Annotated in this window: 11 protein-coding genes and 2 pseudogenes; 8 read left to right on the top strand and 5 right to left on the bottom strand. The window is 69.8% G+C overall.

What is annotated here, in order from left to right:
• The first annotated feature begins 461 nt into the window (after positions 1-461).
• From H8R17_RS24475 to H8R17_RS24465, 3 genes are all read left to right on the top strand, one after another.
• Positions 462-995, top strand: a complete 534-nt coding sequence (locus tag H8R17_RS24475; RefSeq protein WP_187825355.1) for a DinB family protein — start codon at positions 462-464, stop codon at positions 993-995.
• Positions 996-1,105: 110 nt separating this feature from the next.
• A complete protein-coding gene (locus H8R17_RS24470) occupies positions 1,106-2,053 on the top strand; it encodes a hypothetical protein (protein WP_316959522.1) in 948 nt (315 codons plus the stop codon).
• A 164-nt stretch (positions 2,054-2,217) separates the two neighbouring features.
• Positions 2,218-2,397 carry a peptidoglycan-binding protein gene (locus H8R17_RS24465; protein WP_187825353.1) on the top strand — a complete coding sequence of 60 codons (180 nt, stop codon included), beginning with the start codon at positions 2,218-2,220 and terminating at the stop codon, positions 2,395-2,397.
• Positions 2,398-2,466: 69 nt separating this feature from the next.
• On the opposite strand, the gene argS is transcribed toward H8R17_RS24465, so the two are convergent.
• Entirely contained in the window at positions 2,467-4,230 is a 1,764-nt protein-coding gene (argS, locus tag H8R17_RS24460) for an arginine--tRNA ligase (protein ID WP_187825352.1), read from the bottom strand.
• 146 nt (positions 4,231-4,376) lie between these two features.
• Between argS and lysS the strand changes: the two genes are divergently transcribed.
• The 4 genes and pseudogenes from lysS to H8R17_RS24440 form a co-directional block, all read left to right on the top strand.
• The gene (gene lysS, locus H8R17_RS24455) at positions 4,377-6,116 is read left to right on the top strand and encodes a lysine--tRNA ligase (RefSeq protein ID WP_187825351.1); all 1,740 of its coding nucleotides are present in this window, start codon (positions 4,377-4,379) and stop codon (positions 6,114-6,116) included.
• A 135-nt stretch (positions 6,117-6,251) separates the two neighbouring features.
• Positions 6,252-6,884, top strand: coding sequence for a hypothetical protein (locus H8R17_RS24450; protein ID WP_187825350.1), 633 nt, complete (start codon positions 6,252-6,254; stop codon positions 6,882-6,884).
• 87 nt (positions 6,885-6,971) lie between these two features.
• Positions 6,972-7,349, top strand: a complete 378-nt coding sequence (locus tag H8R17_RS24445; protein ID WP_187825349.1) for a hypothetical protein — start codon at positions 6,972-6,974, stop codon at positions 7,347-7,349.
• Between the two features lie 119 nt (positions 7,350-7,468).
• A pseudogene (locus tag H8R17_RS24440) lies at positions 7,469-8,116 on the top strand (esterase); the annotation flags it as partial.
• 75 nt (positions 8,117-8,191) lie between these two features.
• Here H8R17_RS24440 and H8R17_RS24435 read toward each other — a convergent pair.
• From H8R17_RS24435 to H8R17_RS24425, 3 genes are all read right to left on the bottom strand, one after another.
• Positions 8,192-9,454, bottom strand: coding sequence for a DUF2637 domain-containing protein (locus H8R17_RS24435; protein ID WP_223125419.1), 1,263 nt, complete (start codon positions 9,452-9,454; stop codon positions 8,192-8,194).
• A gap of 106 nt (positions 9,455-9,560) precedes the next feature.
• A complete protein-coding gene (locus H8R17_RS24430) occupies positions 9,561-10,469 on the bottom strand; it encodes a DUF3558 family protein (RefSeq protein WP_187825347.1) in 909 nt (302 codons plus the stop codon).
• Between the two features lie 118 nt (positions 10,470-10,587).
• On the bottom strand, positions 10,588-11,421 hold the full coding sequence (locus H8R17_RS24425; protein ID WP_187825346.1) for a DUF3558 domain-containing protein: 834 nt from the start codon (positions 11,419-11,421) through the stop codon (positions 10,588-10,590).
• Between the two features lie 257 nt (positions 11,422-11,678).
• On the opposite strand from H8R17_RS24425, the gene H8R17_RS47305 reads away from it, so the two are divergent.
• Complete coding sequence (locus tag H8R17_RS47305; protein ID WP_262505472.1) at positions 11,679-11,813, top strand: hypothetical protein; 135 nt, start codon at positions 11,679-11,681, stop codon at positions 11,811-11,813.
• A 76-nt stretch (positions 11,814-11,889) separates the two neighbouring features.
• Here H8R17_RS47305 and H8R17_RS24420 read toward each other — a convergent pair.
• Positions 11,890-12,393, bottom strand: a pseudogene (locus H8R17_RS24420) (M20/M25/M40 family metallo-hydrolase); the annotation flags it as partial.
• Between the last annotated feature and the right edge of the window lie 14 nt (positions 12,394-12,407).

Raw genomic sequence — 12,407 nt, 5'->3', positions numbered from 1 at the left:
ACTGCATCGGTCATCGGAACCACCCGAGCATGCCCGTTGATCATGCTGTCGCGCCGCGAAACTCCAAGATCCCCGACAGAGTCAAGCTAGGGCCTGTTGCGAAAGTGGCGCCTGCCGCGCGACGCCCGGCACGCTCCCCCACTGCCTTAAGGGCGTGGGAGGCGCCCCCACTCCACCGCCCGAAAGCCCGAGTACGCCCAGTACGAGGGCTTCCGGGTGGCACGCCGAGAGCACGCACCGGACGCCGCGCGGCCGCCCTTCGGGCGACGACGCCACTTTCGCAGCAGGCCCTAGGACCTGCGCAGACGGCGCGGTCACCGTGCGGGAACTCGCGGACGACGCCGAGGCCCGCCGTGTCCTGGACGAGGACTTCGGCATCACGGCGCCGGAGGGCACGCGGCTGCTGCCTGACGCGCGCATGTAGGACACACTCCGTCCTGCATGCCTCGTACGGTCTCCGCATGACCACCGCGATGCAGAACCAGAACCCGGCCCCGTCCCTCCCCGACGAGTGCGACGAGCTGCTGCACGCGCTCGCGGAGCAGCGGGAGCTGCTGCTGATCACCGTGCGCGGCCTCACCGACGCGCAGGCCGCGCGGCGCACGACCGTGAGCGAGCTGACCCTCGGCGGGATCGTGAAACACCTCGCACAGGGGGAGGAGGTGTGGACGCAGATCATGGTCAAGGGCGACGGCGAACTACCCGACAGCATGCTCGACATGGGCCAGTACCGCATGGCCGAGACCGACACCCTCACCGGCCTGCTGGAGCGGTACGCCGCCGCCTCCCGGGCCACCGACCGGGCGGTGGCCGCCCTGCCGGACCCCGGCCGCCGCGTGCCGCTGCCCGTCACTCCGTGGTCCCCGCCGGAACGGGAGTACTGGTCGGCACGCCGCATCCTGCTGCACCTGATCAGGGAGACGGCCCAGCACGCCGGGCACGCCGACATCATCCGGGAAGCGCTGGACGGGGCGAACACCACCGCCCAGCGCTGACCGACGGAACGTTCGGACTGCGGCAACTCCGGTGTCAGTGGCGGCTGTTACAACAAGGGTGTGGGTGCCCACTGGGGGCGCCCGTACCTTCCATGAAGGGGGTTGCATCCGTGCGCTCACGCACAGGATGGCGGCGCACCCTGCTCGGTGCGCTGGCGAGTCTTACCGCGACGATCGGCCTCACCGCAGGCCTGGCCGAGCCCGCCGCGGCCGCCACCGGCACCCCGGTGGCCGTGACGAAGTACCGATACACGAGCGAGGCCGGTGACTACATCGGCCAGGGCGGCACCGCCGCTTACACACCGGCGACGGCGACGATCACCGCCGGGGGCACCGCGGAGTACGTACGCTTCCGCGTGTCCACGGACAGCACCCGGTGGGATGTCGACCTCGCCGCCCCGGTGGGCGAGAAGCTCCACCCGGGTGTCTACCGCAACGCCGAGCGCGCGGCCTTCCGCACCGGCCGCTCCCCGGGCCTCGACGTCTCCGGCGACGGCCGCGGCTGCAACGAGGTCTACGGACAGTTCTCGGTCAACCAGATCGAGACCGACACCTCCGGTGCGATCACCGTGCTCGACGCCACCTACACCCAGCACTGTGAAAGCGCCGACGCCCCCGCGCTCAAGGGCGTGGTCAAGTACCGTGCCTATCCGCTGTCCTACACCTACAGCAGCGACTCCGGCGACTACGTGGGCGCCGGCCTGAGCCAGACCTTCACCGGCGCCACCAGCACGTTCTCACTGAGCCGCTACGGCGACGGCGTCTCCTACCAGGCTTCCGGAAAGCGCGAGTACTGGTCGGCCCAGCTGACCCCGCCCACCGGCGAACAGTTCGAGGCCGGCCGCACCTACCAGGCCCAGCGGTTCCACGGCGACGGCATAGCGGGCCTCGACGTGTCCGGGAACAGCCGAGGCTGCAACACGGTCACCGGCCAGTTCACCATCACCAAGCTGGCCCGCGGCGACGACGGCACGATCAAGGCCCTCGCGGCGACTTTCGTCCAGCACTGCGAGGGCGGTGACGCCGCGCTGCGCGGCACGATCCACTACTACGCCTGACGCCCGGCGAACCCGGCGAACACCCTCCAGGTTCTTGGAGTCGCGGATGCGCGATGCCGTGAGTGTCGTGGTGTCGATGTCGGCCAGGATGGGCCAAGCGGTGGGGGTGGAGGCGACCGGACCGAATGCCTCGCGCTGGTCGCGCAGCAGGGCCAGGTCGGTTATTGCCTCGCCTCACAGCGCACTACGGCTACACCGGCCCGATCGACGGCGACGTCGGAACCGGCACCGTCGAGGCGCTGCAGCGCGCCCTGCAGTCCGGCGGGCTCTACGACGGCCCGGTCGACGGAGCCGTTGGATCAGGCACCAGGGCCGCGTTCAAGGACTTCGCCAACTCGCTCTAGCACCTGGACACGCCGCGGCCCGTCCTCCCCACAGGGGAGGAGACGGGCCGCGCGCAACTCTCCAGGCGCTCAGAGCCGCTCAGGTGTCCTGATCCCCAGCAGTGCCATGCCCTGGTGCAGCGTCCGGGCCGTGACGTCGCACAGGAACAGGCGGTTCTCCACCTGGGCCGGCGACTCGGCCTTCAGGACCGGGCACTTGTCGTAGAACGTCGTGTACAGGGACGCCAGCTGGTAGAGGTACGCCGCCAGCTTGTGCGGGGCGTACTCCGAGGCCGCCTCGGCCACCTGCTCGGCGAACGCGTCGACGTGCAGTCCGAGCGCCCGCTCCGCCTCGTGCAGCGCCAGCTCCGGGTGCGCGGACGGGCGTACGTCGCCCGCCTTGCGCAGGATCGACTGGATACGGGCGTACGCGTACTGGAGATAGACGGACGTGTCGCCGTTCAGCGAGACCATCTGGTCCAGGTCGAACTTGTAGTCCCGGTTCGCCGACGTCGACAGGTCCGCGTACTTCACCGCGCCGATGCCCACCTGGGCACCCCGCTCGGCGATCTCCTCCTCGGACAGGTCCTGCGCCTTTTCCCGTACGACGGCCGAGGCGCGGTCGATCGCCTCGTCCAGCAGGTCGACCAGGCGGACCGTCTCGCCCTCACGGGTCTTGAACGGCTTGCCGTCCTTGCCGAGGACCGTGCCGAAGGCGAGGTGGACCGCCGGCACGTCCTCGTTCAGCCAGCCCGCCCTGCGCGCCGTCTCGAAGACCATCTTCAGGTGCAGGGCCTGGCGGGCGTCGATGACGTAGAGGAGCGTGTTCGCCTTGAGGTTGAAGACACGGTCGCGGATCGCGGACAGGTCCGTCGCCGCGTAGCCGTACCCGCCGTCGGACTTGCGGACGATCAGCGGGACCGGGTGGCCGTCCGGGCCCTTGACGTCGTCGAAGAACACGCACAGCGCGCCCTCCGACTCGACCGCGATACCCGCCTCCTCCAGCAGCCGGCACGTCTCGTCGAGCATGTCGTTGTAGCCCGACTCGCCGACGATGTCCGGGTCCCGGACCTCCATGTCCAGTTGCTCGAAGACGGAGAAGAAGTAGATCTTCGACTCGTCCACGAACTTCTGCCACATGGCGAGGGTGTGCGGGTCGCCCGCCTGGAGGTCGACCACCCGGCGCCGCGCCCGCGTCTTGAACTCCTCGTCGGAGTCGAAGAGCCTGCGCGCAGCCTTGTAGAGGCGGTCGAGGTTCGACATCGCCTCCTCGCCGGTCACCTCGGCGTCCTTGTGGTCCAGCTCGTGCGGGTGCTCCTCCAGATACTGGATGAGCATGCCGAACTGGGTGCCCCAGTCGCCGATGTGATGCCGCCGGATCACGTTCTCACCGGTGAACTCCAGCAGTTGAACGAGCGCGTCACCGATCACCGCCGACCGCAGATGACCGACGTGCATCTCCTTCGCCACGTTCGGCTGCGCGTAGTCGATGACGGTGGTGCCCGGCTGCTCGGCGTACGGCACGCCCAGCCGGCCGTCGGCATCCGCGGCCCGCGCGGCGAGGTTCTCGGTGATCGCCCGGTCGGTGATCGTCACGTTCAGGAAGCCGGGGCCCGAGACCTCGACATCCTTGATCACCTCGCCGGTGGTGACCTGCGCCACGACCTGGGCGGCCAGCTCCCGCGGGTTCGCCTTCGCCTTCTTCGCCAGCGCCAGGATCCCGTTCGCCTGGTAGTCCGCCCGGTCGCTGCGTCGCAGCAGCGGGTCCGCGTCGGCGGCCTCCGGCAGGGCAGCCGTGAGGGCGGACGCGAGGCGCTGGTGGACGGAAGCGGTGAGGGACGTGACCGAGGCCATAAGAAAGGGTGCCGTTCTCCTCGTGGGGATGGATAGACACGGCCAGTATCCCATGGGGGTAAAGCCGTTTTTTCGGTCGCGGACCCGTCTGGGAGTATGGAGCGGTCAGAACTTCAGGACTCCCAAAGTTCCAGAACCAAGAGGACGTGCCGATCGTGGCTCAGAGCACCGAGACCATCGACTGGGTCTCCCGTTTCGCGGACGATGTCATCGAGGAGTCGGAGCGCCGCGCCGCGGGCAAACCTGTCGTCGTCGCGTCCGGGCTGTCCCCGTCCGGCCCCATCCACCTGGGCAACCTCCGCGAGGTCATGACCCCGCACCTCGTCGCCGACGAGATCCGCCGCCGCGGCCACCAGGTCCGGCACCTGATCTCCTGGGACGACTACGACCGCTACCGCAAGGTGCCGGCCGGAGTCGCGGGCGTCGACGAGTCCTGGGCCGAGCACATCGGCAAGCCGCTCACGTCCGTGCCAGCACCCAAGGGCTCGCCGCACCCCAACTGGGCCGAGCACTTCAAGGCCGCCATGACGGAGTCGCTCGCCCAGCTCGGCGTCGAGTACGACGGGATCAGCCAGACCGCCCAGTACACCTCCGGCGTCTACCGCGAGCAGATCCTGCACGCCATGCGGCACCGCGCGGACATCGACGCGATCCTCGCCCAGTACCGCACGAAGAAGGCGCCCGCCAAGAAGTCGCAGAAGCCGGTCGACGAGGCCGAGCTGGAGGCCGCCGAGGGATCCGGCGCGGCAGCCGAGGACGACGGCAGCTCCGGCGCCGCCGGATACTTCCCGTACAAGCCGTACTGCGGCAACTGCGAGAAGGACCTCACCACCGTCACCGCCTACGAGGACGACACCACGGAGCTGACGTACGGCTGCACCGCGTGCGGCTTCTCCGAGACCGTCCGGCTGAACGAGTTCAACCGCGGCAAGCTCGTGTGGAAGGTCGACTGGCCGATGCGGTGGGCGTACGAGGGGGTCGTCTTCGAGCCGAGCGGCGTCGACCACTCCTCCCCGGGGTCGTCCTTCCAGGTCGGCGGGCAGATCGTCGGGATCTTCGGCGGCAAGCAGCCCATCGGGCCCATGTACGCCTTCGTGGGCATCAGCGGCATGGCGAAGATGTCGTCGTCGCGGGGCGGCGTACCCACCCCGGCCGACGCCCTGAAGATCATGGAACCGCAGCTCCTGCGCTGGCTGTACGCCCGCCGCAAGCCCAACCAGTCCTTCAAGATCGCCTTCGACCAGGAGATCCAGCGCCTCTACGACGAGTGGGACCGCCTCGACGCCAAGGTCGCCGACGGGACCGCGCTGCCGGCCGACATCGCCGCGCACTCCCGCGCGGTAGGCACGGCGAGCGGTGAGCTGCCGCGTACGCCCCGGCCGCTGCCGTACCGGACCCTCGCGTCCGTCGCCGACATCACCGCCGGGCACGAGGACCAGGCGCTGCGCATCCTCAGCGAGCTGGACCCGTCGCGGCCGCTGGGCTCGCTGGACGAGGCGCGGCCGCGGTACGACAAGGCCGAGGCCTGGATCAACACCCAGGTGCCGGCCGAGCAGCGGACCATCGTGCGGGACGAGCCCGACCTCGACCTGCTCAAGTCGCTCGACGAGCAGGGACAGCAGTCACTGCGGCTGCTGCTGGACGGACTCGCCGAGCACTGGTCGCTCGACGGGCTGACCCACCTCGTCTACGGCGTGCCCAAGATTCAGGCCGGGTTCTCCGCGGACGCCACACCCAAGGAACTGCCCGCCGAGATCAAGACCGACCAGCGGAAGTTCTTCGCACTGCTCTACCACCTGCTGGTGAGCCGGGACACCGGGCCCCGGCTGCCCACGCTGCTGCTGGCGGTGGGGCAGGAGCGGGTGCGGAGGCTGCTGGGGGAGTAGCCCCCGGTTTCCCTCTCACGATGGGGGTGCCCGGCGACCAACGCCGGGCACCCCCACACCTGTTTTCGGACATCAACGCAACGGAATGCGACTGTCCGGTTTTCGGTCGACTCGTAATGTGATCGATGCGAGGCCTTGCACCAGGCCGCGCAGGACGACGTCCGTAAGTCGGCGAAGGCCGCCGACAAGGCCGCCGACGCCGCACGCGGCGCGGCCCGCGCGGCGCAGACCGCGATCAGCGCCTCCCGTGCCGCGCAGTCCGCCTCGCAGCGGGCGGCGCGGGCGGCGCAGGCTGCCGCCGCGGCGGCAGCACAGGCAGGCCGTGCGGCCGCACGCGCCTACAACGCGGCCATCGCCGCGTCCGCCGACGCCTCGAAGGCATCCGCCGCACGTGCGGCCGCCGAAGGCGCCCGCGACGCCGCCGCGAAGGCCCGTACGGCCGCGAAGGCGGCGGAGCAGGCCTCCATCGCCTCCTCGCAGGCCTCCGCCGCCGGTTCCGCGGCTGCCTCCGCGGCGAACAACGCCGCGGCCGACGCGGTCGCGGAGGCACGAGCCGTCGAGGCGGCGGCCCGCCAGGCGGAGACCGACCGCATCCAGCAGGACACCGAAGTCGGCATCGTGGCAGCCCGTCTCAAGGCCGCCCAGGAGCAGGAGGCGCCGGCGCGGATCGCCACGCAGCGCACCCTGGACGACCAGACAGTCCGGTTTCCTGGAGGACACCACCACGGCGGCCATCGGCTTGCTGAACTGGAGCTGACCGGACAGTAATTCCGGGAATCGCCGCAGGCAGCTGGGCGGTACCGCAGGAAGTGCCGCCCACCCCGGCGACATGTACACAAAGGCAGGAGAGAGAAAGTGAAGGCGGAGGACTTGACGGTGGGCCAGTGGTGGATCGTGGCAGTGGCCACTTCCGCACTGTTCATGGCGGCGTTCTACTTCTGCTTCAGACACAAGAAGGCCACGCTCTACTCAGTGATCGCCCCGGCCCTCGGAGCGGTCTCCGTCATGGGGCACAGCTTCATGCGGGGCCATACGGAGCCAGAGGCTCTCGTCATCTACTCCGCTTCCATGTTCTCACTGGCTCTCCTGTTGTTCGCCATGCGGCCAGAGGTGCGGCAAATGGAGAAGAAGCACCGGCTCGGAGAGACGTACGAGGTCTCGAAGCTGAAATCCGGCCTTTACGGGCTGCTGGTGACGACGTTGGCGATTGTCATCGTGTTCCTGGTGTTGTAGGCGCCATTTCTTCCGCATGTGTTTTTTGAAGCTGTTCCGTACCGCCGATCGGAACCGAAGATCGGCGCGCCCCGCATCACCGACTTCAACTGCGACGCCGTCGAGGACATCGCCATCGCCTGGCCCTGGCCCCGTACCGGCCCTCGGGTGCGGCGGCGGCCACCGAATCGATACTCGCGGTCGGCTCGCCCGACGAGGACTTGTTCGTCGGCGGCGTCGACAAGACCGACACCGGCATGGTCCAGAGCTTCCGGATCACCGCCTCCGGCACGGTCGGCCAGCTCAACACCTACCTGTCGGGCACCGGCGACGACGATGTGAGCGGCACCTCCGAGGCGGGCGACCGCTTCGGCGCCGCCGTCACCGCCGTGAACACCGCGCCGCGCGCGGTGAGCAGCACCGCGACGATGAGGCTGGCCGTCGGCATCCCGAACGAGGCCATCGGCACGGTCGCGAAGGCGGGTGCGATCACCACCTTCTCGCTGCTGGGCTCGCCCGGCGCGGGCGAGCGCTGGCTCGAGGCCGGCGACGGCGACGGCATCCCCGGCCCCGCGGGTGCCAACCAGAACCTGGGCCGCAGCATCCACTACACCGGCACCGGGCTCTACGTCGGCATGCCCTACGGTCCGAGCACCTACGGCGCGCTGCACGCCCTGCTGATGTCCAACGTGACCGCCGGCGGAACGATCGCCGCGGTCACCACCTACCAGCCCGGCCAGGGCGGCCTCCCCGCCGCCGGCACCCGCTTCGGGTACACGGCGCGGTAGGGGAGTTCCTTCGGGTCCTACGAGGACGGGGGCGTCCGGTGAACTCCGGGCACCCCCGTCCTCGTCCTCCCGGCGTCAGGCGATGTGGTCCTCTTCCAGTTCCGCGTTATAGCGGTTGGTGAAGCGGTTGACCATGCGCTTGGCCTCGTCGGGGGGCAGGGCGATGCTGAACTCCGCGTCCACGTTCTCGCCGAACTCACGCGGAGTCGGGTAGCTGCCGTTGATCGACTGCTTGAAGACCTGGTAGTACGACTCCTCGTCCGGCTCCGGGGGTTCCGGTGTGCCGCCGCCCTCGCCGAGCTCGCGGGTGCGGCCCGGGCTCACCGGGATGGGGAAGCTGCCGGTGTCCTCCGGTGAGGGCTCCTCGTACGGCTGCCGTGGCTGCTGCTCCGCCTGGTACTGCTCGTACTGCTGCTGTTCCGCGATCCACTGGGCGTACTGCTCGGGATCGTACGAGGGGTCGTAGCCGCCCTGGTACTCGACTTCGCGGGGGGCGTTGAACCAGGGGCTCTCGTCGGGTTCGGGTGCGTGCTCGGATGCCTGTGCATGGGGGTTGCTGTCCAGTTCCAGGCGCTGCTCGCTGGGAGGTGCGGCTCTCTGTGGGACGGGCGCCGCCCCAGCGGCACGACTGCCCGCAGCTACGTGCGTTTCCGGTGCGGGCGGTATCAGGGCCGGTTCAATACCCGCTGCCGCCAGGCCCGCCGGGGCCGTGTCCGCCAGAGGTACGCCGTAGCGGGCCAGGCGCAGGGGCATCAGGGACTCCACCGGGGCCTTGCGGCGCCAGCCGCGGCCGAAGCGGGAACGCAGGCGGGCCTGGTAGACGAGACGTTCCTGCTCCAGCTTGATGACCTGGTCGTAGGAGCGGAGCTCCCACAGCTTCATGCGGCGCCACAGGAGGAACGTCGGGAGCGGGGAGAGGAGCCAGCGGGTGAGGCGGACGCCCTCCATGTGCTTGTCGGCAGTGATGTCGGCGATACGGCCGATCGCGTGCCGGGCCGCCTCCACCGCGACCACGAACAGGATCGGGATCACCGCGTGCATGCCGACACCCAGCGGATCCGGCCACGCCGCCGCCCCGTTGAAGGCGATCGTCGCCGCCGTCAGCAGCCAGGCCGTCTGACGCAGCAGCGGGAAGGGGATACGGATCCAGGTCAGCAGCAGATCCAGGGCCAGCAGGACACAGATGCCCGCGTCGATGCCGATCGGGAAGACGTAACTGAACTGCCCGAAGCCCTTCTTGAGGGCCAGTTCGCGTACCGCCGCGTACGACCCCGCGAAACCGATGCCCGCGATGATCACGGCACCGGTGACGACCACACCGATGAGAATGCGGTGCATCCGAGTCAGCTGTAGTGGCGCGGCCACCCGTACTCCCCTCCCAGTGCGTGTTGTTGCGCGCAACAGGGTGGCACACGTGTGCGGAGCACGGGTGGCCGGATAGGGCCTAGCTCTGCTTCGTGGCCGACTTGGAAGGTGACGGGGAGGGCGACTCGGCGCCGGGCTTGCCGTCCGTGCCGCCCTTGCGGTCGCCCGACGGGGTCTTGGACGGGGCCTTGGACGAGGGCGCACTCGGCGTGGCCCCACCGCCGGCGCTGCCGTTCGCCTTGGACACCGCGGCCACCGCCTCCTTGACGGCCTTCTCGGCGTCCTTCGTCAGATCGTCCGCGCTCGGGGCCTTGTCGCCCGCCAGACCCGCGCCGTTGTAGTCGACGGTGATGACGACGTTCTCGGCCCGCGCCACGACCGTCTGCTGCTTGAAGTCGCCTTCCTTCTTCTTCAGGTCGTAGCGCACCGCCGTCGCCTCGTCACCCGCACCTGCGACCGGCGCCGACTTCGTGTTCTTGGCACCCGCGACGGCCTGGGCCTCCTGCACCTGCTTCTGGTAGTACTCCCGCGCCAGCTTGTCACCCGCACCGCGGGTCACATCCGACTCGAAGCGCAACAGCGACACATTCAGCCAGCGGAACTGCGAGCCCTTCACACCGTTGTTGTCCAGGCTGCTCCACGAGCAGCTGGCACGCGCCGACGTGTCGGTCGACTTGCCCTCCTTGCCCGACTTCGACGCCTCCGGCACCAGATCGCCCAGCGTCTTCTTCGACAACACGGCGCACGCTTCGGGCAACTTCGCATACCGCGCCGCCCGCACCGTCGGCGTCGGGCTCACGGACTGCTGCGCGGCGGCAGCCGAGGCCTTGCCCCCGCCGTTGCCGCCGTCGCCGGAGTCCGAGGAGCAGCCGGTGGCGACCAGCATCACGGGGACGGCGGCCGCGCAGACAAGGACGCGGTGGAGGCGCTTCGCTCGCCGATCACGGTGGTCTCGCTGGGCTCGTCGCTGCATGGTTCCTTCACTCATGACGCTCGTGGTTCCTGCGGTCGGAACGGGTCCGAGGGGCCACGGTACGCGTTGAGGCAGCCATGTGGTCTTCGTTCGCACGAGTTGCGGACGAGCGTGGAGGGGCCGTGAAGAGCGGTCAGCCGCTCAGCGAATCAGCCAGCTGAGAGGCCAAATTCCGGGCCCCGTCCTGCATTTCCTTGCTGTCCGGCACCACGCCGACGGTGGTCGGCTGCTCCTCGTACCGGATGGTCACAATCACATTGGACGTGCGGAACGCCACAGTCACCGTGCGCTGCGGTGCCGTCGAACCGGCGCTGCTCAGCTCGTCGTCGAGGAACGCCTCGTCACCGAGGTCGTCCAGGACGCGGGGCTGGATGTCGTCGGTGGGAGTGGGGGAGAGAGACGGCGACGACGAAGGAGACGCGGTGGAGGAAGAGGGGGAGTCGGCCCCGGACGTGGAGGGCGTCGCAGACGCCGGAGCCTCGGGGGTCGCGGGGGTCTCGGGGGACGTCGTGGTCGGCTCGGGGAGGTGGGCCGCCTCCTGCCTCGTCGCGAACACCGACTCCGCCTCACTGTCGTCACTCACGGCGTTGTCGTACGAGACAACCCGCTCGAAATCCACGAGCAGACGATCGCTCGTGTCTGCCGAGTCCACCTTCCAGCGACAGCCGACCTTCCGGTCCGTGTCGTACGTCTGTGTCGCCTCGCCCGCGTACGCCTTGTCCCGCTGCTCCTTGTCCGTGAGCTGCCGGATGCCGGGCAGCAGCGAGTCCAGCGTCTCGTGACCGACCGCGCTGCAGGGTTCCGGGAGCGTGCGGTAGCGGCCGGGCTCGGCCGACGTGGTCGCCGTGGTCGTGTCGCCCGGGTTCGAACTGTCGGTCGTGGCGCCGTCGTCCGAACCGCTGGTGCAGCCGGCCAGCAGCGCCGCGAGGAGCGCGGCGACGCCGGATACGTAGGCCTTCCGCTGCACGGTCGGGCTCCTCTCGACGGTGGTCCACGGTGGTGTGTCGCAGGTGGTGTGTCGCGGGTGGTGTGTCCAACGGCGGGGCGAGGCCGCTGGTTCCAGTGTCCCCGCAGGTTATTCGCTTGCCGCACCGGGGCGCCCCCGGGGAACAATGTCTATCGCACGCACTGCCGTGGGCGCCGGTCCGCTGTCCTTTTCCTCGAACTTTGGCGCCGGTTTTGCGATTCAGGGCTTTTGTTTCTCTTGCGGGGGTTGATGGCGAGATGTCGTACGTGGAGATGCCGGGCGCGAAGGTCCCCATCCGCAAGTGGACCGACCCCGCGACGGTCGAGGACGTGGCCCTCCAGCAGCTGCGGAACGTTGCGACGCTGCCGTGGAGCGGGACCTCGTGGAGGTAGTGGCGAAGCTGAAGCAGGCCGTGTGCGTGAAAGGGTGAGTCCGGGGCCGGGCGAGGTGGTCCGGCCCCCGAGCTCAGCCGACGACGAAGTGCACGGCGAGGCGGCCGCGCAGGCGGATGCCGGCCGCCCGGATCGCGGCCAGCGCGGCGAGGTGGGCGGCGAGTCCGGCCTTCATGTCGCAGGCGCCGCGTCCGTGGACGAGGTCTCCGCTCACGCGGGGGACGAACGGGTCACCGTCCCAGGCAGCGAGGTCGCCGGGCGGTACGACGTCCACGTGGCGCTGGAGGATCAGCGTCGGTCCGTCGCCGCCGTCCTCGGTCGTGCCGACCAGGCCCCAGGCCTCGTCGCAGGGGGCTTCCGCGCCGGGGAAGTCGGGGTGCGCGCGCAGCGCGGGCAGGTCCAGGGGCCACAGGTCGACGTCCAGCCCCAGGCGCTCCAGCCGTCCGGCGAGCTGGTGCTGCAGCTCCGACTCGGCGGGACTGCCGGTCACGCTCGGCACGGCGATCAGCTCCAGCAGGGTCCGCGCCAGCTCCGCCTCATCGATCGCCGCCAGAGCGGCGGCCTCCTCGTCACTCAGCACGCTGCCGGTCCTCC

The sequence above is a fragment of the Streptomyces sp. TRM68367 genome, assembly GCF_014495685.1.
Lineage (GTDB): Bacteria > Actinomycetota > Actinomycetes > Streptomycetales > Streptomycetaceae > Streptomyces.
Note: the sequence above shows the minus strand (reverse complement) of the source record. Positions and strands in the feature narration are given on the sequence as shown.